At 69.4% G+C, this 25,648-nt stretch carries 26 protein-coding genes; 8 read left to right on the top strand and 18 right to left on the bottom strand.

Annotated features, from left to right (window positions below; translation table 11 throughout):
• Positions 1-33: 33 nt before the first annotated feature.
• Together Q7J39_RS03865 and Q7J39_RS03870 are read right to left on the bottom strand one after the other, a co-directional pair.
• Positions 34-1,458 (bottom strand): MFS transporter, encoded by a 1,425-nt coding sequence (locus Q7J39_RS03865; RefSeq protein ID WP_304820601.1) that lies wholly within the window; start codon positions 1,456-1,458, stop codon positions 34-36.
• A gap of 114 nt (positions 1,459-1,572) precedes the next feature.
• Complete coding sequence (locus Q7J39_RS03870; protein ID WP_304820602.1) at positions 1,573-1,998, bottom strand: globin; 426 nt, start codon at positions 1,996-1,998, stop codon at positions 1,573-1,575.
• A 127-nt stretch (positions 1,999-2,125) separates the two neighbouring features.
• Here Q7J39_RS03870 and Q7J39_RS03875 point away from each other — a divergent pair, with 127 nt between their 5' ends.
• Entirely contained in the window at positions 2,126-3,232 is a 1,107-nt protein-coding gene (locus Q7J39_RS03875) for an NADH:flavin oxidoreductase (protein ID WP_304820605.1), read from the top strand.
• 36 nt (positions 3,233-3,268) lie between these two features.
• Here Q7J39_RS03875 and Q7J39_RS03880 read toward each other — a convergent pair whose 3' ends face one another.
• Genes Q7J39_RS03880 through rfbC form a run of 4 tightly spaced genes read right to left on the bottom strand, consistent with a single transcriptional unit; the run spans position 3,269 to position 6,631 of the window.
• Positions 3,269-4,582, bottom strand: coding sequence for an amidohydrolase family protein (locus Q7J39_RS03880; protein ID WP_304820607.1), 1,314 nt, complete (start codon positions 4,580-4,582; stop codon positions 3,269-3,271).
• 53 nt (positions 4,583-4,635) lie between these two features.
• The gene (locus Q7J39_RS03885; protein ID WP_304820610.1) at positions 4,636-5,220 is read right to left on the bottom strand and encodes a DedA family protein; all 585 of its coding nucleotides are present in this window, start codon (positions 5,218-5,220) and stop codon (positions 4,636-4,638) included.
• A 20-nt stretch (positions 5,221-5,240) separates the two neighbouring features.
• The gene (locus tag Q7J39_RS03890; protein WP_304820612.1) at positions 5,241-6,077 is read right to left on the bottom strand and encodes an acyl-CoA thioesterase II; all 837 of its coding nucleotides are present in this window, start codon (positions 6,075-6,077) and stop codon (positions 5,241-5,243) included.
• Complete coding sequence (gene rfbC, locus Q7J39_RS03895; protein WP_304820614.1) at positions 6,077-6,631, bottom strand: dTDP-4-dehydrorhamnose 3,5-epimerase; 555 nt, start codon at positions 6,629-6,631, stop codon at positions 6,077-6,079. The genes Q7J39_RS03890 and rfbC overlap by 1 nt, the downstream gene beginning before the upstream one ends.
• Before the next feature lie 61 nt (positions 6,632-6,692).
• Here rfbC and Q7J39_RS03900 point away from each other — a divergent pair, with 61 nt between their 5' ends.
• On the top strand, positions 6,693-7,679 hold the full coding sequence (locus Q7J39_RS03900; protein ID WP_370689987.1) for a glycosyltransferase family 2 protein: 987 nt from the start codon (positions 6,693-6,695) through the stop codon (positions 7,677-7,679).
• A gap of 216 nt (positions 7,680-7,895) precedes the next feature.
• On the opposite strand, the gene argE is transcribed toward Q7J39_RS03900, so the two are convergent.
• Positions 7,896-9,071: an acetylornithine deacetylase gene (gene argE / locus Q7J39_RS03905; RefSeq protein ID WP_304820618.1), complete on the bottom strand. Its 1,176-nt coding sequence runs from the start codon at positions 9,069-9,071 to the stop codon at positions 7,896-7,898.
• Between the two features lie 120 nt (positions 9,072-9,191).
• On the opposite strand from argE, the gene purU reads away from it, so the two are divergent.
• Positions 9,192-10,034 carry a formyltetrahydrofolate deformylase gene (gene purU, locus Q7J39_RS03910; protein WP_304820621.1) on the top strand — a complete coding sequence of 281 codons (843 nt, stop codon included), beginning with the start codon at positions 9,192-9,194 and terminating at the stop codon, positions 10,032-10,034.
• 3 nt (positions 10,035-10,037) lie between these two features.
• Here the strand turns inward: purU and Q7J39_RS03915 are convergent, their stop codons facing one another.
• The 9 genes from Q7J39_RS03915 to Q7J39_RS03955 all read right to left on the bottom strand — a co-directional run bounded on the left by Q7J39_RS03915 (position 10,038) and on the right by Q7J39_RS03955 (position 18,920).
• Complete coding sequence (locus Q7J39_RS03915; RefSeq protein WP_304820623.1) at positions 10,038-11,117, bottom strand: phosphotransferase family protein; 1,080 nt, start codon at positions 11,115-11,117, stop codon at positions 10,038-10,040.
• Entirely contained in the window at positions 11,114-11,464 is a 351-nt protein-coding gene (locus tag Q7J39_RS03920; RefSeq protein ID WP_304820625.1) for a nuclear transport factor 2 family protein, read from the bottom strand. The genes Q7J39_RS03915 and Q7J39_RS03920 overlap by 4 nt, the downstream gene beginning before the upstream one ends.
• Entirely contained in the window at positions 11,464-12,696 is a 1,233-nt protein-coding gene (locus Q7J39_RS03925) for an NAD(P)/FAD-dependent oxidoreductase (protein ID WP_304820627.1), read from the bottom strand. Before Q7J39_RS03925 ends, Q7J39_RS03920 begins: the two co-directional genes overlap by 1 nt.
• Positions 12,697-12,763: 67 nt before the next feature.
• Entirely contained in the window at positions 12,764-13,015 is a 252-nt protein-coding gene (locus tag Q7J39_RS03930; protein WP_304820629.1) for a DUF1294 domain-containing protein, read from the bottom strand.
• Positions 13,016-13,054: 39 nt separating this feature from the next.
• Complete coding sequence (locus tag Q7J39_RS03935; protein ID WP_304820631.1) at positions 13,055-13,546, bottom strand: FKBP-type peptidyl-prolyl cis-trans isomerase; 492 nt, start codon at positions 13,544-13,546, stop codon at positions 13,055-13,057.
• Positions 13,547-13,557: 11 nt separating this feature from the next.
• Complete coding sequence (locus Q7J39_RS03940) at positions 13,558-14,760, bottom strand: threonine ammonia-lyase (RefSeq protein ID WP_304820634.1); 1,203 nt, start codon at positions 14,758-14,760, stop codon at positions 13,558-13,560.
• A gap of 49 nt (positions 14,761-14,809) precedes the next feature.
• Positions 14,810-15,901, bottom strand: a complete 1,092-nt coding sequence (locus Q7J39_RS03945) for a GNAT family N-acetyltransferase (RefSeq protein ID WP_370689988.1) — start codon at positions 15,899-15,901, stop codon at positions 14,810-14,812.
• Positions 15,902-16,009: 108 nt separating this feature from the next.
• Complete coding sequence (locus tag Q7J39_RS03950; protein ID WP_304820639.1) at positions 16,010-17,077, bottom strand: mannose-1-phosphate guanylyltransferase; 1,068 nt, start codon at positions 17,075-17,077, stop codon at positions 16,010-16,012.
• 10 nt (positions 17,078-17,087) lie between these two features.
• Positions 17,088-18,920 carry a dipeptide ABC transporter ATP-binding protein gene (locus Q7J39_RS03955; protein WP_304820641.1) on the bottom strand — a complete coding sequence of 611 codons (1,833 nt, stop codon included), beginning with the start codon at positions 18,918-18,920 and terminating at the stop codon, positions 17,088-17,090.
• A 127-nt stretch (positions 18,921-19,047) separates the two neighbouring features.
• On the opposite strand from Q7J39_RS03955, the gene Q7J39_RS03960 reads away from it, so the two are divergent.
• The 3 genes from Q7J39_RS03960 to Q7J39_RS03970 are packed head-to-tail and all read left to right on the top strand — an operon-like array spanning position 19,048 to position 21,832.
• Entirely contained in the window at positions 19,048-19,569 is a 522-nt protein-coding gene (locus Q7J39_RS03960) for an HAD family hydrolase (RefSeq protein WP_304820643.1), read from the top strand.
• Positions 19,566-20,483: an ABC transporter ATP-binding protein gene (locus Q7J39_RS03965; RefSeq protein ID WP_304820645.1), complete on the top strand. Its 918-nt coding sequence runs from the start codon at positions 19,566-19,568 to the stop codon at positions 20,481-20,483. Before Q7J39_RS03960 ends, Q7J39_RS03965 begins: the two co-directional genes overlap by 4 nt.
• Positions 20,480-21,832, top strand: a complete 1,353-nt coding sequence (locus Q7J39_RS03970; protein ID WP_304820647.1) for a hypothetical protein — start codon at positions 20,480-20,482, stop codon at positions 21,830-21,832. The genes Q7J39_RS03965 and Q7J39_RS03970 overlap by 4 nt, the downstream gene beginning before the upstream one ends.
• On the opposite strand, the gene Q7J39_RS03975 is transcribed toward Q7J39_RS03970, so the two are convergent.
• A complete protein-coding gene (locus Q7J39_RS03975) occupies positions 21,810-23,444 on the bottom strand; it encodes a cisplatin damage response ATP-dependent DNA ligase (RefSeq protein WP_304820650.1) in 1,635 nt (544 codons plus the stop codon). The two genes, Q7J39_RS03970 and Q7J39_RS03975, sit on opposite strands and share 23 nt — an antisense overlap.
• Positions 23,445-24,458 carry a ligase-associated DNA damage response exonuclease gene (locus tag Q7J39_RS03980; RefSeq protein WP_304820652.1) on the bottom strand — a complete coding sequence of 338 codons (1,014 nt, stop codon included), beginning with the start codon at positions 24,456-24,458 and terminating at the stop codon, positions 23,445-23,447.
• A 333-nt stretch (positions 24,459-24,791) separates the two neighbouring features.
• Here Q7J39_RS03980 and Q7J39_RS03985 point away from each other — a divergent pair, with 333 nt between their 5' ends.
• Positions 24,792-25,235: a PaaI family thioesterase gene (locus Q7J39_RS03985; protein WP_304820654.1), complete on the top strand. Its 444-nt coding sequence runs from the start codon at positions 24,792-24,794 to the stop codon at positions 25,233-25,235.
• A complete protein-coding gene (locus Q7J39_RS03990) occupies positions 25,232-25,648 on the top strand; it encodes a PaaI family thioesterase (protein WP_304820656.1) in 417 nt (138 codons plus the stop codon). The genes Q7J39_RS03985 and Q7J39_RS03990 overlap by 4 nt, the downstream gene beginning before the upstream one ends.

A 25,648-nucleotide genomic window follows, 5' to 3' on the forward strand; every position in this document is an offset into this window, starting at 1 on the left:
CACAATGAACGCAAGACAAGACTGGACCGGCGGCTAGATGCCCTTGCCGTCCAGCACGGGGATGGCGGGTTCGCCCGAGAGGCTTTCCAGGATCGGGGCCTCGGCGAACTGGGCGTCGCGGATGTCCAGGTCGCGGCGGATCTGGGCGTGGCGGTCGGCGTCCAGGCGCCAGCCGACGACGCAGGCGCCCCCCAGCATGACGAAGACGATGGGCCCGGCGATATAGGCCCATTCCAGGCTGCGGATGGCGGCGGGCGTGTTCACCGCCCCCTCCGCGGCGTTGTAGCCGAGCTTGCCCAGCAGCGGGAAGGTGACGCCGATCGAGAAGGCCGAGGCGATCTTGGCGGCCAGACTGTTGAGGGCGTAGATCAGGCTGATCCGCTCCTGACCCTGCTCCAGGCGGACCTCGTCGCCGACATCGGCCAGCATGGCGCGGATCATCAGATCAAAGCCAGCGGCCATGAACCCGCACCAGAACATCACCGGCAGGGCGGCCAGGACGCTGCCCTTGGGGATCACCAGCACCATGCACAGGCCCAGCGAATAGGCCGTGGTGGTGACCATCAGGGTGCGGTGCTTGGAGAGCTTCTGGGCCAGACGGGCGGTCAGGGGCGCGCCGAGGATACCGGCCACCACATAGACCAGCAGCAGGATCGAGGCCTGGGTGCCGGTATAGCCGCGGCTGTCGGTGAAGAAGAAGACGTAGAGGGCGCTCATCCAGCCAGGGCCCAGGGTCAGGGCCATCTGGGCCAGGAACAGCCGCAACAGATCGGGCTTCACCAGCAGCGAAATGTAATCCCGCAGCCGGAACTGCGGCAGGCCGGTCTCCGGGGCGATGCGCTCAGGCGTGCGGAACACCATCCAGACCATGGAGATCGGGATCAGCCAGAAGATGAACCAGCCCATGTCCGGCACGGTCTGGGCCGTGGTGCGGTTCAGCGCATTGGCGCCGATGGGGATCAGCAGCACCACCACCGCCCCGATGACCCCCAGGGCCGCCACCACGCCGAACAGGCGGGAGCGCTCATCATAGGTGGTGGAGAGATTGGCGCCCCAGGCCGAGTGGCCAAGACCCATGATCGAGGTGCCGAGATAGAAGACCAGCAGCCAGACCACCAGATAGCCCGCCCCGATGCCCGGGCGAGCCTGGAACAGGGCGTAGACCGCCAGCATCAGCACCGGGGCGCCGATGATCATCCAGAAGCGGTAGCGGCCAATCCGGGTGCGGGTGCGGTCCATGATCAGACCCAGGACCGGATCGACGCCGATATCCAGCAGCCGGACGATGGCCCAGGCGCTGCCCACGACCGCCAAGCTGACCCCCAGATGGCTGGCGAAGTAGGGCGGCAGATAGACGGCCACGGCCACGGCCAGCGCGCCGAGCGGCAGGTTGGAAAGCGAAAAGCCGAGGATGGTGGGCAGGCCGAGCCTGCTGGAGCCTGACGCACCCTGGTTCACTAAGACTGCTCCCGACCGGCGCCGCTCAACCGGGCGCTCCGCCGCCGCACAGGACGCGCTTTCCCGGGGGGAGGGCAAGAGGCGGCGCGCAGAATGACAACAAATACGTCCGGTCTAGACCGTGACGCCCACCGTCTCCGCCTGGTTCGGGTGGGTGACGTAATAGTCGAGGTCGGCCAGCAGCTTGGTCCAGGCTTCGTCCATGGCCGGCGTCCAGTCGGCGCCGATCACGTCCTTCAGGGTGGCGGCCACCGTGCCGAAGAAGATCGCGAAGATGTCCGGCGGCACGTTATAGCCGGCGTGGTTGATCACCTCGGTCTGGATCAGGGTCGAGGCGTAGAGCCGCTCGCCGACGAAATCGAGGATGGCGGAGAACACCCGGGCCAGCATCTCACCGCGGATCGCCCCGTTCTTGTCGCCCCAGAACAGGGGCTCCATCGACGGATGGTCGGCGAACAGGCGGGCATAGACCAGCGGGGTCAAATCCTCGCAGCGTTCGGCGGCCAGTTCCAGGCTCTGCTCGATCAGGTTGGCGTTCATAGGGTCCTCCCGCGTGAGGCCGGGATCATCGCGCGGCTCCAGCTTATCAGCAATCACTTAAGACAAGCCGGGACTTGCGCCGGGGCCCGCGGACCTTTCAACTGCCGCCAACCTCGCTCCAGACCGGATGACCGCCTTGCCCGCCGACCTGCTCACGCCCCTGACCTTCGCCCATGGCCGCGCCATGAAGAACCGCCTGATGCTGGCGCCGCTCACCAACCTGCAGAGTCATGTGGACGGGACCATGTCGGAGGACGAGTTCCACTGGCTGACCCTGCGGGCCCAGGGCGGGTTTGGCCTGACCATGACCTGCGCGGCCCACGTGCAGGCGATCGGCCAGGGCTTCCCCGGTCAGATGGGCATCTGGTCGGACAACCACATCGAAGGCCTGACCCGGTTGGCCACGGCCATCAAGGCGGCGGGCAGCGTCGCGGTGGTGCAGCTGCACCATGCGGGCTATCGCTCTCCCAAGGACTTGATCGGGACCCAGCCGGTAGGGCCGTCGGACGATGAGGCCTCGGGCTCGCGCGGGCTTTCGACCGCCGAGGTCGAGCAGGTGGTGGAGGACTTCATCGTCGCCGCCGTGCGGGCGAAAACCGCCGGCTTCGACGGGGTCGAGATCCACGGCGCCCACTCCTACATCCTCTGCCAGTTCCTCAGCGCCGGCCTCAACCGCCGCACCGACTCGTATGGCGGCTCGGCGGAGAACCGGGGCCGGATCATCGTGGAGATCCTGCGCGGGGTGCGTGAACGCTGCGGCCCCGACTTCCTGCTGGGCCTGCGGCTGTCGCCGGAGCGGTTCGACCTGGATCTGCGGGAGATCGCCGACTTCGCCCAGGCGGTGATGAGCGGCAAGCTGATCGACTTCCTCGACATGTCCCTGTGGGACGCCTTCAAGGAGCCGGCGGACGAGGCCTACAAGGGCCGCAGCCTGATGAGTTATTTCACCGAGCTGGACCGGGGCGCCGTGCGCCTGGGGGTGGCCGGCAAGATCATGAGCGCCGCCGATGCGCGGGCCATGCTGGCGGCAGGCGCCGACTTCGTCCTGCTCGGCCGCGCCGCGATCCTGCACCACGACTGGCCGCACCGGGTGGAGACCGACCCCGACTTCACGCCCATCAGCCTGCCGGTGACCCGCGAGCACCTGCGCCAGGAAGGCCTGGGCCCGGCCTTCGTGGACTACATGGCGACCTGGAAGGGCTTCGTGACCGAGCCGGAGGCAGTGGGGGCCTGACCGCCCAAAGCCTTCCCCCTCGTGGGGGAAGGGAGGTTACTGCGCCACGGCCTTGCCGTCGGCCTTGTAGACGGTCCCGCCCTTCATCACGAAGCCGACCCGCTCCAGGGTGGTGACGTCGGCCAGGGGATCGCCGGCGACGGCGATGATGTCGGCGTAGCGGCCGGCCTGGATGGAGCCGATGTTCTTCGCATCGCCGATCAGCTCGGCGGCGCCCGCCGTGGCCGCTGTGATGGCGTCGGCGGGGGTCATGCCGGCCTTGACCATCAGGGCGAACTCCTGGGCGTTCTCCCCGTGGGCGGACATTCCGAAGGTGTCGGTGCCAAACGCGATCTTCACCCCAGCGGCGTAGGCGTCGTGCAGGTTCCTGACCATCACCGGCACCACCATCAGGGCCTTTTCGGCGGTGGAGGGATTGAGCTGTTCCGGATGGCTCTTGGCGCGGTCATAGACCCGCGCACCCACCAGCATGGTGGGGACGAACCAGGTCCCGTGCGCCTTCATGATCCTGTAGCTCTCGGCGTCGGCGAAGGAGCCATGCTCGATGGAGTCGACACCGAGCGCGGCCGCCTTGTCGATGGCCAGCTTGCCGTGGGCGTGGGCGGCGACCTTCATGCCGAGCGCATGGGCGGTGTCGATCACCGCCTTGATCTCGTCGTCGGCCATCAGCTGATGTTTGGGATCGTCGCCGATCGACATCACCCCGCCCGAAGGCATGATCTTGATCAGGTCGGCGCCCTGGCGGTGCAGGGTGCGGACCGCCCGGCGCGCGGACTCCGGGCTGTCCACCAGATTGTCCTGCCAGTGGGGGTGATCCAGGTCGGGATCCAGGCCGTTGGCCGCATCGCCGTGACCACCCGTGGGACCGATGGCGCCGCCGGAGCTCCAGATGCGCGGACCGGGGATGGCGCCGGACCTGACCGCCTTCTTCAGGGCCACCACGACTCCGGTCTCGCTGCCGACATCGCGCACCGAGGTGAACCCGGCCAGCAGGGTGGCGCGGGCATAGCCCACCGACTCGATGGTCACGTCATAGGGGGTGATGGTCACCGCGTTGCGGATCGGGTCGCCCTGGTGAAAGCCTGCAGTGATGTGATCGTGGGTGTCGATCAGGCCCGGCAGGACGGTGCCGGACGTCAGGTCGATGACCTCGGCGCCGGGGGGCGTGACATAGCCCGCCTGCACCCCGGTGATGCGGTCGTCCTTGATCAGGATGGAGACTTGCGCGCGCGGGGTCTTGGAGACTCCGTCGATCAGCCGCCCGGCATGGATGACGACATCCTTGGCCAGGGCCGGCGTGCTTATCACCAGGGCGCAGACCGCCGCACTCGCCAACCCACCGATACGCATGGAAACCCCCGCAAGAACCTGGCGGTGAAGCTATCCAGCGCGGGGCGCAAAGGCTAGCGGGAGAAACGCGTCTTCAGGCGCGGCAAGGCCCACTTGGCCAGGTGGAAGGCCGCCACGACCCCCACCAGCACCACCGCCGCCACCGTCAGGCGGTGCTCCATGCCCTTGAAGCGGCCGAAGGTGGCCTCGATAGTCTCGCCGAACCAGTAGCCGACGGCCGTGAACACGACGGACCAGAGGACGGCCGAGGCGATGTTCAACAGGGTGAAGGCCAAGCTGGATACCTTGGACACACCAATGGCGATGGGGCTGACCATCCGCAGGCCGAACAGGTAGCGGAAGGCGAAGATGTAGCTGATCGGGAACCGCTCGATGAAGAGCAGGGCCTTTGCGAAGGCGGAGGTCTGGGCTGCGCGGATCACATACTTGGTGGTGCGGAACCGCCGGCCGGCCAGGAACAGGCCGTGGTCGATCAGGGCCGACCCCGCGGCCGCCGCGGTGAGGGTGAGCCACAGGGGCATCAGGCCCTGGTGTGCCAGGAAGCCGCCGGCGATCACAGCAGCTTGCCCCTCGAAGGCCGCGCCAAGGAAGACGGCCATGGGGCCGTAGGTCACGAGGGCGTTGTGCAGGTCGCCCATGGGCGGGAGGTCTTTCGCGTCTAGCGGAAGCGGATCAGCGCTTCCTGGGTAGCTGACGCCACCAACGCGCCACCCGGCCCATAGATCGATCCGCGATTGAATCCGCGTCCGCCCGAGGCCGATGGGCTGTCCTGCACATAGAGGTGCCACTGGGAAAAGTCGCTGGCCTTGTGGAACCAGAGCGCGTGGTCGAGGCTGGCCACCTGTAGGCGGCCTGAGTCCCAGTTCACCGCGTGCGGCCGCAGGGACACGTCCAGCAGGGTCATGTCGGTGCCGTAGGCCAGGGCGCACTGATTGAGGATCACGTCGTCCCCCAGCGACACCCGGGCGCGGAACCAGCACATGTCCAGCGGCGGCAGGGCCCGGGTCTGCCCATGCGCCTGCGGGTCGCAGGGGCGGACCTCGACGGGCCAGATGCGGCGGCTGGCGGGATCCAGTCCCGCCTTGGCGCGCAGCTCCTCCTCGTTAAGCAGGCTGTCGGGCGCCGGCGCGGGCGGCATGTCGAACTGGTGCTCGAACCCCGTCTCCGGGGTCTGGAAGGAGGCGGCCAGGTTGAAGATCTGCTTGCCGTTCTGCAGGGCCACCACCCGGCGCACCGCGAAGCTTCCGCCGTCGCGCACCCGCTCCACCTGGAACAGGATCGGGACCTTGGGGTCCCCCGGCCGCATGAAATAGCCGTGCATGGAGTGGCACAGCCGGCCGTCGTCGATGGTGCGATAGGCCGCGGCCATGGCCTGGGCCACCACCTGGCCGCCATAGATGCGGCTGCCGGCCCCAGCCGGAGTCTGGCCCCGGAACATGTCCAGCTCGATGGGCTCGAGCTCCAGGATGCTGACCAGTTCGGAAACGTCCGCCATCAGAAGCTCACCGGGGCGAGGTCCTTCAGGCGCAGCGCGGCCTTGTCCTTGTCGGAGAGCACCGATCCGGCGAAGGCCGGCCAGTCGATGGCCAGGTCCGGGTCGTTCCAGAGGACCGCGCCTTCGGTCTCCGGCGCATAGAGGCCATCGACCTTGTAGGCCAGCTCGGTGTCGGGCTCGAGGGTGCAGTAGCCGTGGGCGAAGCCGCGCGGCACGAAGATCTGCTCGCCGCCGCTCGCGGTGAGGGTGGCCGAGACCCAGCGGCCGTAGGTGGCCGAGCCGGCGCGGACATCCACCGCCACGTCGAGGATCGAACCGCGCAGCACCCGCAGCAGCTTGGCCTGGGGGTGGGGGGCGGTCTGGAAATGCAGGCCCCGCACGGTGCCCGCCTCGCCGCTGAAGGCGTGGTTGTCCTGCACGAAGTCGATATCCAGCCCATGTGTGGCGAAGGCGCGCCGGCTCCAGGTCTCCATGAACCAGCCCCGCGCATCGCCATGGCGCTTGGGCGTGATAAGCAGGACCTCGGGCAGGGCGAGGGGCGTAATCGTCGTCATGGCGCCTCAGTTGGACGGAGTGACGCTTGCGATGGCGCGGGTTGGCGCGAAAGACAAGTCTTTGACGCCCGCCGTCAGCATCGTGGTGGTCGCCTATCAGAGCGGCCACCACCTGGAAACCTGCCTCGCGGCCCTGGCGGCGCAGGGGTTTACCGACCACGAGATCATCCTGCTGGACAACGCGTCGGCCGACGGCGCGCCACAGGCCGCGGCCGCCGCCCATCCGAACGTGCGGTTCGTGGAGGCGGGTTCGAACCTGGGCTTCGCGGCGGGAGTCAATCGCGCCGCCCGGCTCGCCACGGGCCGGTGGATGGCCCTGATCAATCCCGACGCCTTCGCCGATCCCGACTGGCTGGCGACGCTGGTGGCGGCCACGGAGACCTGGCCGACCGTGAAGTGTTTCTCGTCACGCCAGCTGATGGCCGACGATCCCAGCCGCCTGGACGGCCTCGGCGACGTGATGTCCGGCGCCGGCTTCCCCTTCCGGGGCGGCTATATGGGCCGGGACCCGGGGCCGATGGCCCCGGGCGAGGTGTTCTCGGCCTGCGGCGGGGCCATGCTGGTGGACCGGGCGTTCTTCCTCGCGCTGGGGGGCTTTGACGAGCGGCTGTTCTGCTACTGCGAGGACGTCGATTTCGGCTACCGCATGCGGCTGATCGGCGAGCCGACGATCGTCGTTCCCACAGCCGTGGTCCGCCATGTCGGGTCAACGGCCTCGGGTGGGCCCAGGTCGGCGTTCGCGGTGTTCCACGGCACCCGCAACCGGCTGTGGGTCTATCTGAAGAACACGCCCGCGCCCCTGCTCTGGCTGACCCTGCCCCTGCACGTCCTCACCACCGCCCTGCTGTTTCTGCGCCACGCCGACCGCCACGAGTTCAAGGCGCCCTGGCGGGGGCTGCTGGCGGGGCTGAAGGGCCTGGACGTGGCCCTGGCCGCCCGCCGGGAAACCCAGGCCACGCGCACGGTCGGGTCGTGGGCCATCGCGCGCGCCATGACCTGGAACCCGCTGGACCTGTTCCTGCGCCGGGTGGTGATCAAGCGGCGGTAGGGAGGGGAAACCACGAACCTCACGGACGGCGCGAACAAAGAACAAGTGTCATCCCGGAAAGCGCGCAGTGCTTGTCCGGGACCCAGACGCGCGGGACTTTCAGGATGGATCGGTGAGTATGGGTCCCGGTCTTCCGCTACGCGGAAACCGGGATGACACCCGTGGGAAGCGGCTCGTTCTTGTTCGTGTCGTTCGTGAGGTTCGTGGTTCCTCTTCTCATTCCCCCCTGGCCGCCCACTCCACCAGCCGCTCCATGAAGGCGCCGCCGCGGTCCATCTGGACGGCCTCGACATATTCGTTGGGCTGGTGGGCCTGGTCGATGGAGCCGGGGCCGCAGATGACGGTGGAGAATCCCGCCTGCTGGAACTGGCCGGCCTCGGTGGCGAAGGCCACGACACGGGGCGGGCCGTTGTCGCCGGTCAGCCTGCGCGCGAAGACCTCGGCCGCGCCGTCGGGCTCGGGGGCGAGTGGCGGGGTGGCCGAGCGGCGCTCGACCTTGACGCCCGCCTCGGGAAACCGGACCTTCAGGGACGCGTCCAGCTCCGCGCACTGGGCCAGGAACGGGGCCAGCAGGGCGTCGGGATCGAGGCCGGCGGCGTAGCGCAGATCAAACTGGAAGCTGCACTCGCGCGCCAGGATGTTGCCCGCCGTGCCGCCGTGGACGAGGCCGATGGTCATGGTCGCGTGCTTGGGCGTGAACAGGGAGGCCGGGTCGGCCTCGCGCTCGAGCCGGGCGGCCAGGTCGCGCACCGCCGCCAGCAGCGGCACGGCCTCCATGATCGCAGAGACGCCGAGCTGGGTCTGGCTGGAATGGGCCTCGTGGCCGTTGACGGTCACCAGATGATTGATGATGCCCTTGTGGCCGCGCACCGCCTCCATGTTGGTGGGTTCGCCCACCACCACCAGGGCCGGGGTCGGCAGCTCCCGGCCGATAAGCCGGATCAAATCAGGCGCCCCCAGGCAGCCGACCTCCTCGTCATAGGAGAAGGCCAGGTGCACCGGCTTCCGGGGGCCCGCCGCCACCAGGTCGGGGACGGCGGCCAGGGCCAGGGCCAGGAACCCCTTCATGTCACAGGTCCCGCGGCCATAGATGCGGCCGTCGTCCTTGGGGGTCAGCGTGAAGGGATCGGTGATCCAGGGCTGGCCGTCCACCGGCACCACGTCGGTATGGCCCGACAGCACCACGCCGCCGGCGATCATCGGTCCGATGGTGGCCAGCAGGTTGGACTTGGAGCCGTCATGGTTGGGCGCCCGACGATGGGCGACGCCGTGGCCATCCAGATAGGCCTCCACCCACTCGATCAGGGCGAGGTTGGAGAGCCGCGACGTGGTGTCGAAGGCCACCAGGGTGGCGAGGATGTCGAGGGCGCGGGCGGTGAGGGTCGAGGACATGGGCGCCACCCTAGCGGTCGGGGCTGACCGGCTCCACCCGCCAGGCCGCGCAACTGACCGTGACCGGGCCAACTGTTCGGAACTTGACGTCCGCGCCGTGATCAAGCCTTAGGCGATGCCATGATCCTGACCCTCGCCTGTCCCGACCGCCCCGGCATCGTCGCCCGTGTCTCGGCCTTCCTGTTCGAGCGGGGCTGCAACATCCTCGACGCCCAGCAGTTCGACGACGAGGAGACCGGCCGCTTCTTCATGCGGGTGGTGTTCGATGCGGGGAAGGAGAGCGCCGAGAGCCTGCGCGAAGCCTTCACGCCCCACGGCGCGGCCTTCGGCATGGCCTGGACCCTGCGCGACGCCAAGGTGAAGAAACGGGTGATGATCCTGGCCTCGCAGCAGGACCACTGCCTGGCCGACCTGCTCTATCGCTGGCGCCGGGGCGAGCTGCCGATGACGCTGGCCGCCGTGGTCTCCAACCACGCCGCCGACACCTATGCGCACCTGGACCTCTCGGGCGTGCCCTTCCACCATCTTCCGGTGACCCGCGACACCAAGATGGAGCAGGAGGCGGCGCTTTGGCGGCTGATCCAGGAGACGGAGACCGAGCTGGTGGTGCTTGCCCGCTACATGCAGGTGCTGTCCGACGGCCTGGCCGCCAAGCTGGAGGGGCGTTGCATCAACATCCACCACTCCTTCCTGCCGGGCTTCAAGGGCGCGCGGCCCTATCACCAGGCCCACCAGCGCGGGGTGAAGGTGATCGGCGCCACCGCCCACTATGTCACCGCCGACCTCGACGAGGGCCCGATCATCGAGCAGGACGTCGAGCGCATCAGCCACCGCGACACCCCGAAGGACCTGATCCGCAAGGGCCGCGACATCGAGCGCCGGGTGCTGGCACGCGCCGTCCGCTGGCGGCTGGAGGACCGGGTGCTGCTGAACGGGAGCAAGACGGTGGTGTTTACTGACTGAGGGCTAGGCCCTCCGCAGCAGCTTCATCGACTCCAGATCCGCCGCCTGGGCGCAGTGGCGGCGCGCCATGGTCAGGAACATCTGGTCGCCGCGGTCGGTCTGCTTGGTGCTGACCGAGGCGAAGATGGCGGTGAAGACCCCCTGCAGCAGGTAGTGGCGGTAGCCGTTCCAGGCGTCGTTCCAGTCATAGGTCACCCCGTACCCGCGCAGGGCCTCCAGCCACTGCTTCAGCAGGTCCTGTTCGTGCTTGCGGCGGATCTCGGTGGGCAGGCCCGCGCCGATGAAATAGGCCACGTCCAGCACGCCGGCCCCCAGGGCCACCGACTGCCAGTCCAGCACCGCCAGGGGCCAGCGGCCGCCCTGGGGTTCGAACAGCATGTTGTCGAGGCGGAAATCCAGGTGCTGCAGGGTCTTCGGCGCCGCGGGCCCCTCGTAGAAGGCGCCGATATTGTCGGCGAAGTCCTGGCAGATCGCCATGTACTCCGGCTCCAGCCGGTCCTCATAGCGGGCGCGGAAGGCGGTGATAATGCCGCCGAACATCGCCGCGATCCCGCCCCCGTCGATGGCCGGGCGGTTGAGGAACTCCACCTCGGCCAGCTTCGGGTCGGCCCAGCGCGGACCGTGCAGGGCCGCGGCCTCCCGCATGGCTGTCTCGGCATCGGCCAGGCTGCAGCCGGTGAGCTGGTCACCCCCCCGGGCCGGGCCCATATCCTCCAGCAGCAGGGTGAAGTCATGGGTCTCGGTATTGATCTGCGCGACGTAGGGCCTGGGCGTGCGGATCGCCACCGTGTGGGCGACCTCCTGGTAGAAGCGCACCTCATTCAGATAGAGGCCGATGGCTCCGCCGGTGGCGCGGCTGACCGGGTCGGCCGAGGGGAACTTCCCCACCACGCTGGCGGGCGCGCCCTCGACGGGCGCCGCATAGGCCAGGTTGAAGCGGACGCTCTCCCCCAGCATGCCGTCCCCGACCTTTTCGGTGGTGAAGCCCTCGACCTTGGCGGCGACCCCGGCGCGGTTGAGGGCGGCGGTCAGCCAGGCGGCGTCGACGGCATAGGGATCGGTGACGATGGGAAGCTCGCTCACGCGGCCTGTCCCAGGGTGTGGACATAGACCTCGTTGCGGACGATCGCGTCGCCCTCCATCAGCACCAGGTCGAAACCGCGCAGGGCGGGCGTGGCCGCATCCCCGATGGTGCAGTACCAGCGGCCGCAGAAGCCGCCCGTGATCTCCCAGACCTCTTCGGCCTCGTAGCGCATGGGCGGGGTCATGCCGAACAGGCCCGTGAGATAGGCCCCCAGCGCCTCATGACCCTGAATGCCGGCGGCGGTCTGCTGGTCGAAATAGCGGGTGTCGGGGGTGTAGAAGGTGAGCAAAGCCTCGACATCCTTGGCGGTCCAGGCGGCCAGCCAGCGGCGGTTGAATTCTTCCATCAGGCTTCTCCGAGGACGCGGGCGCGGTGCTCTGGGGTGAAGATCTCGGGCGGCAGGACCTCGGGCCCGGCCATCACCGCGAAGGTGTGGGCGCGCAGGGAGGCGTCCTGGCTCGCCCGCTCGTGCAGGCTGTCGCGCCGCGCGCGGGCGGCCTCGCCGAACTCCGCCTCCAGGGTGGAGACGATGGAGGCGGTGAACCGCAGGCGGCGCAGGCGCTCGGCCCGCTCCTGCGCATAGGGGGTGAAGTCGGCCTTCGCCCAATCGGCCTCCCCCTTCAGGATGTCGGTGACGATACGGACGTCGCGATAGGTGATGGAGAGGCCCAGGCCGATGATCGGGTCGTTCCAGCCGCCGGCGTCCCCCACCAGCACGGCCCCGGGCGCGAAGGGCGCATCGGTCCAGGCGTCGTTGTTGAAATAGGAGAGCAGCGGCCCGATGGGCGTGGCGTCGGCCAGGTGGATGTTGTCGGGGGAGCACTCCATGCGGAAGGCCTCCAGGAAGGCCTTGGCCCCCTCCGGTCCGGCGAACCGCCGCCGCTGATCCAGGGCGTAGCTGCCGTAGAGCCGCACCCGGCCGGACCCCTGGGGGAAGGCCAGGAAGGAGAAATCGCCCTCCACCCCGATGGCCTGAACCTTCTCATCCCAGTCCGGCGCGCCCTCCACCAGCAGGCCGGCGAACATGTGGTGCGGGCTGTCCTGATGCAGGGGGATGCCCAGGGTCTCGCGGACCAGGGAGGCGCGGCCATCGGCGCCCGCCAGCAGCCGGGCGGTCACGGTGTTTTCCTGGCCGTCCTGACGGAAGGTGACGGTGGGGCCCGCCCCGCCGGCCACCGACATCACCTGCACCCCGCGCCGGGCGTCGACGCCCCGGCGGACGGCCTCGTCGAACAGGGTCTGGCAGTGATGGGGATGGCCGATGCAGAGCGGGCCCGGCACGCCCGGCGCGAAGATCCCCAGCGGGGCCGGCGTCGCGCGCGCCGCCTCCGGGGTGCGGTTCTCGTCGTAGGAGATGTGGGTCTCGATGTGGTGGCCGCCGGCGCTCACCAGCAGATCGTAAAGCCCCAGACGCTTGACCTCGGCGACGCCCCAGGGCGCGATCCACTCGCCGCGGACCTTGTCCTCGTAGACCTCCGAGGCCTCCAGCAGCAGGACCTTAGCGCCGGCCTGCGCCATCACCGCCGACAGGGCCGAACCACCGATACCGCCGCCGACAACGATCAGATCGTAGTCCATGTGCCTATTCCGTCCCTTGGCCGGCGCTCTGACGGCGCGGCTCCGGAAGCGATCTCAGCAGGGTTCCTTAGCGTATGACAAGGGCATGGCGCGCGGCGAGAACAGCGAGCACCGCCAGCAGGCCAAGCTGGCCCAGCACGATCAGGTTGAGCTCCCCCGCGAAGGGCTGTTTGCGGGTCTTGTGGCGCAGCAGGCGCTGGGCGCTCACCGCCCCCAGGCTGCCGCCCAGGGCCGCCAGACCCAGCAGGGTGGCCTCCGGCGTGCGGCGGCGGCCGGCCGCGGCGGCGCGCTTGTCGCCGGCGAACACCGCGAAGGTCATCAGGTTGACGACCGCCAGGTAGAGCAGGGCGTAGCCCAGTTAGCCCTGGCCCACCGAGCCGGGGCCCGGCAGGACGCCGATCAGTTCAATCTTGAAGATCAGCACGCTGTTGCCGGGAATCTCGCCGCCCCCCGCGCCCTCTTCGCCGTAGCCGAGTTCCGGCGGCACATAGAGCATCCAGACATCGCCCGGCCGCATCAGCTGCAGGGCCTCGATCCAGGCCGGGATCAGGGCGTCGATGGGCATGGCCGCCGGGGCGCCGCGCTCGTAGGAGCTATCGAAGACCTTGCCGTCCAGCAGCTTGCCTTCGTAGTGGACCTTCACCTCGTCGCCGGTGTGGGGCTTGAGGCCCGTGGCCGGACCCGACTGGATGATCTTGTACTGCAGGCCCGAGGGCAGGGTGACGACGCCGGCCGCCTTGCCGTTGGTGGCCAGGAAGGTCTTGGCGGCCGCCAGGTTGTCGGTGGCCTTCTTGCCGGGACCGCAGGCGGCCAGCATGACGAGGGCCAGGGCGAGAACGATACGCTTCATCACTGTGTTTCCTAAACGGCGCGGGGCGGGTAGCCGCTCTCGCGCAGGGCGTCCATGATTTCCTGGGTGTGCTGGGCGTCGCGGGTCTCGATCATGATGTCGAACTCCGCGCCCTTGGCGGGCACGTCCAGGGCCAGGCGGTTGTGAGCGACCTCGACGATATTGGCCCCCATCTTGCCGATCAGCACCGAGACCGTGCCCAGCAGGCCCGGCCGGTCGTCGCCGACGATGCGCAGGGAGACCAGCCGCTGCTCGCGCACCAGCTCGCGGGTGAGCACCGAGGCCAGCAGGCGGGTGTCGATATTGCCGCCGGTGATGATCAGCCCGACCTTCTTGCCGCGGAACTTCTCCGGATAGGCCAGCAGGGCGGCCAGCGAGGCCGCGCCGGCGCCCTCCACCACGGTCTTCTCGACATTGCAGTACAGCGCGATGGCCCGCTCGAAATAGGGCTCCTCGATCAGCAGCACGTCGTCGATCAGCGGCCGGGCGACGGCGTAGCACTCTTCTCCGACCGACTTCACCGCGATGCCCTCGGCGATGGTGGCCCCGCCTGTGGCCGCGCCGATCCCACGCATCCTTGCGGTGAAGGAGGGGTACATGGCCGGCTCGACCCCGTAGATCTCGACCTTGGGATTCAGCGACTTGGCCACGGTGGCGCAGCCCGCGATCAGCCCGCCGCCGCCGATGGGAATGGGCAGGACCTCCAGGTCCGGCACGTCCTCGAACATCTCCAGGGCCACCGTGCCCTGGCCGGCCATCACCTTCAGGTCGTTGAAGGGGGGAACAAAGACCAGCTCCCGCTCGGCGCAGAGGGTCTTGGCCAGAGCCGCGGCGTCGTCGAAGGTCTCCCCGTCCAGCACCACCTCGGCCCCGAAGGCGCGGGTCTGCTGCACCTTCACGAAGGGAGTGTTGCGGGGCATAACGATGGTCACGGGAATGCCCAGGCGCGCGGCGTGATAGGCCAGGCCCTGGCTGTGATTGCCCGCGGACGCCGCGATCACCCCGCGCTTGGCCTCGTTGTCGTTGAGCTGCAGCAGGGTGTTGAGCGCGCCGCGCTCCTTATAGGCGGCGGTGAACTGCAGGTTCTCGAATTTCACCCAGACGTCAGCCCCGGTAATCTCCGACAGCGTCCGCGACTGGCGGCAGGGCGTGCGCTCGATGCGCCCCTTCAGCCGCTCGGCGGCCGCGCGGATATCGTCGATGGACAGGGTCATGATCAGGCCAGGGGTGGAAAAGGACGCCACCTCTAACGGCGGTGGGCCCTCAGCGCAAACCGCGTAGGACGTCCACGCGGCGCATGGCCTTGCCGGGAAGCTCCGACATCTTGCCCAGCGGCAGGGCCTCGGCGGCGCGGCGCACGCCATAGGCGGCGTGGCGGACCAGGGCGGCCGGCGCGACCCCACCGACAAAGCCGTGGGTCACCCAGACGCCGGTATTGGCCAGCTCGCGCTTGAACCGGTAGTCGCCGGGGCCAAGGTCCAGGCGAGAATAGGGGGTGGCGTCCATCCAGCGCAGGATGTCCTGGAACAGCAGGATGCCCGGCGAATAGCGCTCGAACTCCGGATCGTGGGCGATCAGCCAGCCGTGGACGGTCTGCTTGCCGTGCAGATGCAGGTGAACCGCGGCCAGGCGGTCGCCGAAGTGCAGGGTGAACAGGCCTGCGCCGAAGTCCGGATCACGCCGCTCGAACAGGTCCTGCATCAGGCGCAGGGTCCAGCCGGCGTCGAAGATGTCGGTCTGGCCGGTGGCGGCCAGCTGGGCGCGCTTCCAGGCCACCAGCTGGTCGAAATCGGCCTGGCTGCGGGAGAAGGCGGTGAAGGTGGCGGGGCCAACCTCGCGCTCGACCTTGCGGCGCTTCTTGTCACAGTCCTTGAGGACCGAGGTCCCGGCCTCGCGGCGGGCGGCCTCATAGGCCTCGTAGCCCACCTCGACATCCACCACGTGCGAGAGCTGGCGGCCGCGGGCGAAGGGGGAGAACTCGGTCTGGTCCTCGATCATGTGGCAGAAGTCGTAGCGCTGAACACCCAGCGCCTGGACCATCCTGCGCACGTCGATCTTCACGCCCGGCTCGGCCACCAGGCCCTGGTAGTCGCACATCGGCGCGCCGACCGGCATGGCGGTGAGGTGGCCGACGCGGACCGGCAGGAAGGCGACGTCGCGGCCGTCCTGGACGGCGACGGCGACACGGATCTGGCGGGAGGTCTGGCGCTGGACGCGCTCCAGCGTCCGGGCCCAGTCGGGGGACAGGAAGGGCGAGTCGAGGGTGATGTCGCCGGCCTGCAGCTGCGCCCAGCGCGCCATGCGCTGCGCCGTCATGTCCTGCGGACGGAGGACTTCGATTTGCAAGACGGCCATCCCCGGCGGCGAAACGCGACCGGGCGACCTTAACCACGAACCCTTTCCGCGAAGTTGCCGGAATCGCCGCGGCGCAACTTGCGCGGGGTGTCCGCGCGCAACCTCAGATCAGAGAAGCTCGCCCCGGCCCTGGGTCTTCAGGGCCTCCACCGCGGCCTTGACCGACGAGGTGGACTCCCGGCGGGTCACCAGGACGACGCCGTTCTCCACCACCACCACCAGGTCCTCGACGCCCGCCAGAACCACCACGGGACCATCGGTGCGGGCGATGTTTCCCCTCGAGTCCACCGCGATGGCGTCGCCGTCCAGGGCATTGCCGTCGCCGTTGCGGACCGAGCCCTCCCACAGGGCGTGCCAGTTGCCGACGTCGCTCCAGCCGATGTCGGCGCCGACGACGCTGGCGCGATCGGTCTTTTCCATGATGGCGGTGTCGATGGCTTCCGAGGGCGCGCTGAGGAAGTCGGGGGCCAGGGCGATCACGTCGCCGGGACGCTGGGCCTTGGCGACGCCCGCCTCGGCGGCGGCGCAGATGGCGGGCGCCAGGCGTCGGCATTCGTCCAGGAACGCCCTGGCGCTGAACATGAACATGCCGGCGTTCCAGCCATAGTCGGGATCGGCGACGAAGACCTTGGCGGTCTCCAGGTCCGGCTTCTCGACGAACTGGGCGACCTTGCGCACCAGGCCCTCGCCGGCCCCGGCGCGGATATAGCCGTAGATGGTCTCAGGTCCGGTGGGCTTGAGGCTGAAGATCACCACCTCGCCGCTCTGCGCCGCCGCGCGGCCGGCCTCGATGGCCGCATGCATGGCCGGCACGTCGGCCACCAGGTTGTCGGCGTGCAGCAGGATGAAGACCCCGTCCGGGTCGATCTCGGCGGCCACGGCGGCGGCGGCCACGGAGGCCGCGGCGGTGTTGCGGGGGGCGGGCTCGGCGATCAGAGCCTGGGCCGTGATCCCCACCTCGGCCAGTTGGGCGCGGGTCAGGTCCGCGTGGGACGCGGCGCAGACCACGATCGGCGGATTGAACATCGGCCCTGTGACCCGCATGGCGGTGGCCTGGATCAGGGTCTGTGGGCCGCCCAGGCGGTGGAACTGCTTGGGCTTGGCCTGGCGCGACAGGGGCCACAGGCGCGTCCCCGCGCCGCCGGACATCAGGATGGGCGTGATCTTCGAGGTCATGATTTCGCGCTTAGGCCGCTTCGGACGGCGGATCGAATTCGGAGACAAGGTGGCCCGGCGCCACCTCCTTCAACTGCGGCACATAGACCTGGCCCAGGGGGTCGGCCGACAGGCGCGAGGGCAGGAAGCGCAGGGCGCTGCGGGGGTCCATGGGGCTGGGCGGCTCCCCCGACAGCTTCAGCCGCTTGCGGGAACGCTCGCGGACCGGATCAGGGATCGGGGCGGCCGACAGCAGGGCCTGGGTATAGGGATGGTGCGGGTGGGCGTAGAGCTGCTCGCGCTCGGCCTGCTCCATCACCCGGCCCAGATAGAGCACCATCACCCGGTGGCTGATCTCCCGGACCACCGCCAGGTCGTGACTGATGAAGATCATCGCCAGGCCCATCTCCTTCTGCAGCTCGATCAGCAGGTCGATGATCTGGGCGCGGATCGAGACGTCCAGGGCCGAGACCGCCTCGTCGCAGATGACCAGTTTCGGCTTCAGGATCATGGCGCGTGCGATGCCGACCCGCTGGTTCTGGCCGCCGGACAGCTCGTGCGGGTAGCGGTTGATCAGGGCCGGCGCCAGGCCGACCTTGGCCATCATGGCGGCGACCTCGGTGTCGCGCTCGGCGCGCTTCAGCTCCGGCTTGAACACCTGCAGGGGCTCGGCGATGGAGTCGCCGATGGTCATGCGCGGGTCGAGGCTGGCCAGGGGATCCTGGAAGACGATCTGCAGGTCGCGGCGCGCGGCGCGCATGGCTTCCTTGTCGGCGCCGGTGATGTCGCGGCCCAGCAGGGTCACCGCCCCGCCGGTGGCCGGGATCAGGTTGATGACGGCGCGGGCCAGTGTGGACTTGCCGCAGCCGCTCTCGCCGACCACGCCCAGGGTCTCGCCCTCGCGCACCTGGAAGGAGACGCCGTCCACGGCGCGCAGGTTCCGTTTCGCGCCGAACAGGCCCTCGTGCATCGGGAACCAGACCTTGATGTCCTTGCCCTCCACCACGACCGGCGCGTTGGGCGCGACGGGGCTCAGGGTCGGACGGCCACCGCGGTCGGAGCGGTCGGAGCGGTCCAGCCGCGGAATGGCGTCCAGCAGGGCGCGGGTATAGGGGTCCTTGGGCGCGGCGAAGATGGCCTCGGCTTCGCCCTCCTCCACATAGGCGCCGTCCTTCATCACGCAGACCCGGTCGGCGAGGCGGGCGATGACCCCCATGTCGTGGGTGATCAGCACCATGGCCGTGCCGGTTTCGCGCTTCAGCTCGTCCATCAGGTCGAGGATCTCGGCCTGGACGGTGACGTCCAGCGCCGTGGTGGGTTCGTCAGCGATCAGCAGGGCGGGCGAACCCGCCATGGCCGCGGCGATCATCACCCGCTGGCGCATGCCGCCCGACAGTTCGTGCGGATACTGCCGCAGGCGGCGCTCGGCGTCGGGGATGCGCACCCGGTCGAGCCAGTCCTTGGCGTGCTTGGTGGCCGCGTCGCCGGACATGCCCAGATGCAGGCGCAGGGGCTCGGCGATCTGCTCGCCGATGCGGACATGGGGGGTGAGCGCGGTCAGCGGATCCTGGAAGATCATGGTCATCTTCGAGCCGCGGATCTTGTTCAGCGCCGAGGGCTTGAGGTTCAGGAGCTCGGTCCCCAGGAACTTGGCCGAGCCGCTCGCCACGCCGTTGCGGGCCAGGAGGCCCATCAGCGCCATGAAGGTCTGGCTCTTGCCCGACCCGCTCTCGCCCACGACGCCGAGGGTTTCCCCTCGGGCAACGTCAAGGGACACGCCCCGCACGGCCCGAACCACCCCGTCGTGGGTGGCGAAATCGACCTTGAGGTCCTTGATGGAGAGAACGGGCGATGCGTCGGCCAAGGCGACCTCGAAAACTTGAAGGGTTCACCGACCATAGCCGGGGCGGTGTGTCGGCGAAATGGCGCGTTACGAAAGCTTAAGTCCAGACCCCCGCGACGGCGCGCGGGCTTGGCGCTAGAGTGCCCCGGTGAGCGCGCCCGACCAGCCCCCCCGCCCCGCCCTGTTCCTCGATCGCGACGGGGTGCTCAATGAAGACCCCGGCTATGTCTATCGCTGGGAGGACTTCGTCTGGATTCCAGGCGCCCGCGAGGCCATCGCCGCCTTCAACGCCGCCGGATGGTGGGTGTTCGTGGTGACCAATCAGTCCGGCGTCGGCCGTGGCTACTATACCGAGGCCGATGTCCGGAAGCTGCACGTGCAGATGGGCGCCGACCTGGCCAAGGCCGGCGCTCGCGTGGACGCCTTCTACTACTGCCCGCACCACCCCGACGCGGCGCAGGACATCTACCGACATCCCGATCCGCCGAACCGCAAGCCCAACCCCGGCATGCTGCTGCAGGCGATCGCCGAGTGGCCCGTCGACCTCTCGCGCTCCCTGATGGTGGGCGACAAGGACGGCGACGTGGAGGCCGGACGCCGCGCCGGCGTGCGCGGCCTTAAATTCACCGGCGGCAACCTGAAGACCTTCCTGGAAGGGGAGCTGACATGAGCGCCATGATCGAGGTGTCCGGGGTGGTCTATGACTACCCGGCGGCCCGCGCCCTGCACGGTGTGTCCTTCGAGGTCCAGGCCGGCGCGGTGCTGGCCCTGGTGGGTCCCAACGGGGCCGGCAAGTCGACCCTGATGCGCTGCATCGCCGCCCTGGACGCCCCCACCGAGGGGACGATCCGGGTGGCGGGCCTGGACGTCGAGGCCGACCCGCGCGGGGTCCATGCCGCCATTGGCTACCTGCCCGACTTCTTCGGCCTCTATGAGGAGCTGTCGGTCCGCAAGGCCCTGACCTATGCCGCCCGCTCGCGGGGCGTGGGGGTCGCCGAAACGCCCGCCGCCGTGGAAATGGCGGCGGCCCGGGTGCAGCTCACCGACCGCCTGGAGGCTCGGGCAGGGGAACTGTCGCGAGGCTTGAAGCAGCGCCTGGCCATCGCCCAGACCATCGTCCACCAGCCCCGCGTCCTGCTGCTTGACGAGCCCGCCGCCGGCCTGGATCCGGAGGCCCGCCGCAGCCTGTCGGACCTGATCCTCTCACTCGCCAAGGATGGCATGACCATCGTGGTCTCCTCCCACATCCTGGCCGAGCTGGAGGACTACTCCACCCAGATGCTGATGATCCGCGACGGCGCGGTGGCCGGCGGCGGGGTGGTGGCGGCCGGGGGCGGACACCGGGACGGCCAGCGGGTGGAGGTGACCTTCGCCGCCCCGCCGCTGGATCTCGCCGAACGGCTGGAGACGCTCGGCGTCACCGTCGAGCGCCAGGCGGGCGACACCGCCACCCTTCTGCTCCCCGAGGGCGAGGATGACTCGAGCCTGCTGGGCAAGCTGATCGGGGCGGGCCTGAAGGTCCGTTCCTTCCAGGCGGCGAAGACGACCCTCGAAGACGCCTATCTGGCGGAGGTGGCCCGATGAACCCCGAATTCCAGCGCAATCTCTGGCTTGAGGCCTCGCCGCGGCGCATCGCCTGGGCCGCCGTCGTCCTGGTGATGATCTACGGCGCCACGGCCCTGGTGGCGCGGGAGTCGATGGGCGGCCCCCTGCCGGCCATGGCGGGTGTGGGCGGCTTCGTCTTCGTCATCTGCGGCCTGCTGTGGGGTTCACGCGCCGCCGGCGGCGCGGTGCTGGGCGAGATCGCCGACCGCACCTGGGATTTCCAGAGACTCTCAGCCCTGACCCCCTGGTCGATGACCTGGGGCAAGCTGCTGGGGGCCTCGTCCCTGGCCTGGATCTGCGCGCTGACCGGCGTCGCCCTGATGGCCGGCCTGATGCTGATCCAGGGCCAGCCCGGCGCCCTGTGGATGCTGGCCTTCCTGATTTCGCTCGCCCTCTTCCTCCAAGCCATCTGCCTGGCCGCGGCCCTGATCGGGGTGCGTAAGGCCCGCGCCGAGGGCCGCGTCGCCCGGGCCGGCGGCGTGTTCTGGGGCCTGATCCTCGGCCTGTTCCTGCTGTCGGCGGTGGCCGGATCGTCGGGCTTCCAACGCGGCGCGGGCCTCTCCGGCCTCTCTTCCTTCCTCTATGCGCGGGGCGACATCACCTGGTGGGGCCAGGTCTTCCCGGCCATCGCCTTCCGCACGCTCGCCACCCTGGCCTTCGCCGGCTGGGGCCTGGCCGGCGCCTGGCGGCTGATGCGGCTGGAGCTGCAGATGAAGAACCTGCCCGTGATCTGGCCGGCCTTCCTGATCTTCCTGGCGGTGTTCCTCGGCGGATTCGCCTATCAGTCCGGCGGTCTCGCCGCCGCCCTGTTGGTGGGGGCCCTGGCCGTGGCCCTGGCGGCCTATGCCGGGGCCTTCGCCGAGCCCGCCGACCGGGTGCGACTGCGCCAGTTCGCAGCCTCCGCGGCGAAGGGCGACCTGGCCCGCGCCCTGCCTCTGACGCCGGCCGCCATCGTCCCCTTCATTCTTGCCTTGATCCTGGTGGTCGCGGCCTTCGTCGTCGGTGGCGCGGGCTCGATGTTCAGCCAGGGCCCTGACCCCGCCCAGGCCGCCGCCCTGCTGGCCTTCGTCCTGCGCGACCTGGCGGTGATCACCCTCTTCCGCTTCGGGCCTCGCCCGCAGCGCGGCGACTTCGGCGCCGTGGTGGCCCTGGCCCTGCTCTATGCGGTGGGCGGCATCGTCGGCTCGGTCATCAGTCCCGGAACCGGCCAGGCCCTCTTCGTGCCCATGTCCACCGCACCGTGGGTCAGCCTCGCCTCGGGCCTGGCCCAGGCCGCCATCGCCTGGGTGCTCGCCTGGCGTCGGATCAAGGCGCCCGAGGTGCGCTGACCTTTTCCATCTGATCCAGCATCCGCTCCAGGGTCACCAGCTCGTCGGCTTCCCCGGCGGGTTTGTCCCAGCGGATGCGGTGGATGCGGGGGAAGCGCATGGCCACCCCGGACTTGTGGCGGGTGGAGCGTTGCAGGCCCTCGAAGGCCACCTCGAACACCAGGCCGAAATGCGGCTCGGCCTTGACCGAACGCACCGGCCCGAACCTTTCGATGGTGTTGTCGCGGACGAACTTGTCGATCTGCTTCAACTCCTCGTCGGTGAAGCCGAAATAGGCCTTGCCCACCGGGGTCAGGACCCGCTTGCCCTCGACCTCCGTCCAGACCCCGAAGGTGTAGTCGGAATAGAAGCTGGACCGCTTGCCGTGGCCGCGCTGGGCGTACATCAGCACCGCGTCGATCAGGAACGGGTCGCGCTTCCACTTGAACCACGGCCCCCTGGGGCGTCCGGCTTCGTAGATGGAGTCCCAGCGCTTCAGCATCAGGCCCTCGGCGATCTGCGGGTCGCCCGGCGGGGGAGAGGCGCGCAGGTCCGCCAGTTCGGCCCAGGTCTCGAAGGGCTGCAGCACCGAGAGATCGATACGCGGGGTGGCCAGCTCAGCCACGAAGGCCTCCAGCCGGAGACGCCGCTCGCGAAAGGACAGCACGCGGGTGTCCTCGCCCGCCTCCGCCAGCAGGTCATAGGCGCGGATACCGGCCGGGTGTTTCGCCATCAGCTTGGCATCGACGGTCTTGCGGTTCAGCCGCTGCTGCAGATCCCCGAAGCTCGCCACCCCGTCGTCGCCCATCACCAGAAGTTCGCCGTCGAGCGCGCCTTCGAAATCCAGGACGTCCAGCACATCGGGAAACGTCTTTGAAATGTCGTCGCCGTTGCGGGTGTAGAGGCGGCGCACCCCCGCCTCGTTCACCGCCTGGACGCGGATGCCGTCCCACTTCCACTCGGCGGCATAGTCGGCCGGGTCGAGCTTGCCGAGGTCGACGGCCTCGTCGAGGGCCTGGGCCAGCATGGTGGGCCGGAAACGGCCCGGCGAATCCGGGCGCGGGCGATCCGAGCGCCCCTCCAGCCAGGCGAACAGGTCCTCGTAAGGCGCATGCAGGGCGTGCCAGACCTCCTCGACCTCGTTGATCGGGACCCCGCCGAGGTCGGCTGCCGCCTGCTTGGCCAGACGGCCTGAGACCCCCACCCGCAGGCCGCCGGTCATCAACTTCAGCAGCGCCCAGCGCCCCGTGGGCTCAAGGACATCCAGCCACGCCTCGATCAGCCGGGGCGCCTCCGCCCGCGTCGCGCCGCGCAGGGCGTCGATCACCTCCGACAGCTCCGGCTCGCGGTTGGCGCCGGGGCGGGCCGGCCAGACCAGGGCCACGGTCTCGGCCAGGTCGCCCACATAGTCGTAGGACCAGCGGAACAGCAGCGGGTCCATGCGTTCCTCCACCGCCTTACGGATGAAGGCCGGCTTGGCGGCGTCGAAGGTCAGGTCGCCGGTGAGCGCGGCCAGCGCCCAGCCCCGGTCGGGGTCCGGCGTCTCGCGCAGATAGTCGCGCACCAGGGTCAGCTTGGCGTTGCGCGACGCCGTCAGCGACAGGCGGTCCAGCAGCTCGGCGAAGGCGCGCACCTAGCCGTCCTCCTCGTCGTCGTCATAGCCAACCAGGGCAAGCGCCCGGGCCTGGATGCCGTGCAGTTGCGCCCACCGCGCCAGGGCCTCCTCCCGGCCGTGGGTGATCCACAGCTCGCCGGGGCGCAGTTCGTCCACCGTGGCGGTGAGCTCGTCCCAGTCGGCGTGGTCGGAGATCACCAGGGGCAGCTCGGTCCCCCGCTGCCGGGCGCGGGCGCGGACCTGCATCCAGCCCGAGGCAAAGGCCTGGACCGGATCGGGGAAGCGGCGCGACCAGCGGTCCTGCAGGGCCGAGGGCGGGCCGATGACGATGGCCCCGGCGAAATCCGGCTTGGTGGCCACGGTGGCGGGCGACAGCGGGCCAAGCTCGACGCCGTGGTCCTCGTAGAGACGGTTCAGCCGCTCCAGGGCGCCGTGGACATAGATGGTCTTGTCCCAACCGGCCTCCCGCAACAGACAGATCACCCGCTGCGCCTTGCCGAGCGCATAGGCGCCCACCAGATGCGAGCGTTCCGGGAACTGGGTCACCGAGCGCAGCAGCCGGGCGATCTCGCCCGAGTCCGGCGGATGCCGGAACACCGGCAGGCCGAAGGTGGCCTCGGTGATGAAGACGTCGCAGGGAACCGGCTCGAAAGGCGGGCAGGTGGGATCGCGGCGGCGCTTGTAGTCGCCCGACACCACCATGGTCAGGCCCTTCCACTTGACCACCGCCTGGGCCGAACCCAGGACGTGGCCGGCCGGGACCAGGGTCACCTCGACGGCGTCGCGATGGACGGTCTGGCCATAGGCGGCGGCCTCGGTGGCGCCGGCGAAATCGGCCCCATAGCGCTCGGCCATGATCGCCAGGGTCTCGGGCGTGGCCAGCACCGCCCCGTGGCCGGCGCGGGCATGGTCGGAATGGCCGTGGGTCACGACGGCCCGGTCCACCGGCCGGGTGGGATCAATATAGAAGTCACCGGGCGGGCAGTAGAGCCCGGCCGGGGTCGGACGCAGCAGGGCTTCAGGCTTGATCATCGCGGCCGCCGGCTCCGGGAAAGCTCAACCTTACGGGACATTAATATTGTGAATTCAACGTCATGACCAAGACTTAACGGGTCTTTCGAGATCGGCGGGACTACACCGCCGCCCGAGACGAACGCACCTTCTCGCGCTTCGCTCCAACCGAAAGAAAACGTCATGCCCAACTCATTGAACCTCGGCCGCGTCGGCGGTCTCGTCAGCCTGCTGATGGCCGCCCTGCCGATGCTCGCCATCGCCATTGTCGCCATCTCGACGGGCTTCACCATCGGCTAGAGCGTCCCCTGGGTCATCCTTGACCCCGGGGCGGGCCTGGCCCAAACCGGAGGCATGGACGCACCCGAAAACGCCATCGCCGAGCAGGCCCGCCACATGGTGGAGACCGTGCCACAGGCTGCGGCCCTCGGCTTCAAGCTGGTGTCTGTGGGCGACGGCAGAGGCTCCATCCTCGTTCCCTGGCGCGCCGACCTGGTGGGGGACCCCGCCACCGACGTGATCGCCAGCGGTGTCGTCACCTCCCTGCTGGACCACTGCTGCGGCCTGGCGATCAATTCCTCCAAGGGCGAGCGCTTCCCCACCGCCACCCTCGACCTGCGCATCGACTACATGCGCCCCGCCGCGCCGCGCGCCGAAATCACCGCCCTGGCTCACTGCTACAAGATGACGAGGTCCATCGCCTTCGTCCGCGCCGAGGCCTGGGACGTCGACCCCGCAGACCCCATCGCCACCGCCCAGGCCGCCTTCATCCTGCACGGCGCGAGCGCCCCGCGATGAGCGAGGCCAATGATCGCCTGCAGGGCTTCCTGGCCTCGGTGCCCTATATTCAGTTCCTCGGCATGCGCTGCGAACTGGCCGGCGACGAGATGACCGCCACCCTGCCCTTCGCGCCGCACCTGATCGGCAACACCATGCTGCCGGCCCTGCACGGCGGGGTGATCGGCGCCTTCCTGGAGATGACGGCGCTGGCCCAGCTCTCCGTGGTTCAGCACACGCCCAAGGTCCACAAGACCATAGACGTCACCATCGAGTACCTGCGCCCCGGCCGCGCTCTGACCACCTATGCCCGGGCCGACCTGCGAAAGGTCGGCCGCCGCATCGCCAATGTGACGGTGGAGGCCTGGCAGGAGGCGCGCGGAACCCCGGTCGCCGCCCTGCGCGGGCACTTCATGCTGAGCGGCGAGGAATAA

Source organism: Phenylobacterium sp., from assembly GCF_030651185.1.
Lineage (GTDB): Bacteria > Pseudomonadota > Alphaproteobacteria > Caulobacterales > Caulobacteraceae > Phenylobacterium.

What these genes read in the sequence shown, in the direction of transcription:
- Q7J39_RS03870 (WP_304820602.1), bottom strand. Translation starts at nt 1,998, where the DNA reads ATGAACGCCAACCTGATCGAGCAGAGCCTGGAACTGGCCGCCGAACGC.
- Q7J39_RS03875 (WP_304820605.1), top strand. Translation starts at nt 2,126, where the DNA reads ATGACCGCCTTGCCCGCCGACCTGCTCACGCCCCTGACCTTCGCCCAT.
- Q7J39_RS03880 (WP_304820607.1), bottom strand. Translation starts at nt 4,582, where the DNA reads ATGCGTATCGGTGGGTTGGCGAGTGCGGCGGTCTGCGCCCTGGTGATA.
- Q7J39_RS03885 (WP_304820610.1), bottom strand. Translation starts at nt 5,220, where the DNA reads ATGGGCGACCTGCACAACGCCCTCGTGACCTACGGCCCCATGGCCGTC.
- Q7J39_RS03890 (WP_304820612.1), bottom strand. Translation starts at nt 6,077, where the DNA reads ATGGCGGACGTTTCCGAACTGGTCAGCATCCTGGAGCTCGAGCCCATC.
- rfbC (WP_304820614.1), bottom strand. Translation starts at nt 6,631, where the DNA reads ATGACGACGATTACGCCCCTCGCCCTGCCCGAGGTCCTGCTTATCACG.
- argE (WP_304820618.1), bottom strand. Translation starts at nt 9,071, where the DNA reads ATGTCCTCGACCCTCACCGCCCGCGCCCTCGACATCCTCGCCACCCTG.
- purU (WP_304820621.1), top strand. Translation starts at nt 9,192, where the DNA reads ATGATCCTGACCCTCGCCTGTCCCGACCGCCCCGGCATCGTCGCCCGT.
- Q7J39_RS03920 (WP_304820625.1), bottom strand. Translation starts at nt 11,464, where the DNA reads ATGGAAGAATTCAACCGCCGCTGGCTGGCCGCCTGGACCGCCAAGGAT.
- Q7J39_RS03925 (WP_304820627.1), bottom strand. Translation starts at nt 12,696, where the DNA reads ATGGACTACGATCTGATCGTTGTCGGCGGCGGTATCGGTGGTTCGGCC.
- Q7J39_RS03930 (WP_304820629.1), bottom strand. Translation starts at nt 13,015, where the DNA reads ATGACCTTCGCGGTGTTCGCCGGCGACAAGCGCGCCGCCGCGGCCGGC.
- Q7J39_RS03935 (WP_304820631.1), bottom strand. Translation starts at nt 13,546, where the DNA reads ATGAAGCGTATCGTTCTCGCCCTGGCCCTCGTCATGCTGGCCGCCTGC.
- Q7J39_RS03940 (WP_304820634.1), bottom strand. Translation starts at nt 14,760, where the DNA reads ATGACCCTGTCCATCGACGATATCCGCGCGGCCGCCGAGCGGCTGAAG.
- Q7J39_RS03945 (WP_370689988.1), bottom strand. Translation starts at nt 15,901, where the DNA reads ATGGCCGTCTTGCAAATCGAAGTCCTCCGTCCGCAGGACATGACGGCG.
- Q7J39_RS03950 (WP_304820639.1), bottom strand. Translation starts at nt 17,077, where the DNA reads ATGACCTCGAAGATCACGCCCATCCTGATGTCCGGCGGCGCGGGGACG.
- Q7J39_RS03965 (WP_304820645.1), top strand. Translation starts at nt 19,566, where the DNA reads ATGAGCGCCATGATCGAGGTGTCCGGGGTGGTCTATGACTACCCGGCG.
- Q7J39_RS03970 (WP_304820647.1), top strand. Translation starts at nt 20,480, where the DNA reads ATGAACCCCGAATTCCAGCGCAATCTCTGGCTTGAGGCCTCGCCGCGG.
- Q7J39_RS03980 (WP_304820652.1), bottom strand. Translation starts at nt 24,458, where the DNA reads ATGATCAAGCCTGAAGCCCTGCTGCGTCCGACCCCGGCCGGGCTCTAC.
- Q7J39_RS03985 (WP_304820654.1), top strand. Translation starts at nt 24,792, where the DNA reads ATGGACGCACCCGAAAACGCCATCGCCGAGCAGGCCCGCCACATGGTG.
- Q7J39_RS03990 (WP_304820656.1), top strand. Translation starts at nt 25,232, where the DNA reads ATGAGCGAGGCCAATGATCGCCTGCAGGGCTTCCTGGCCTCGGTGCCC.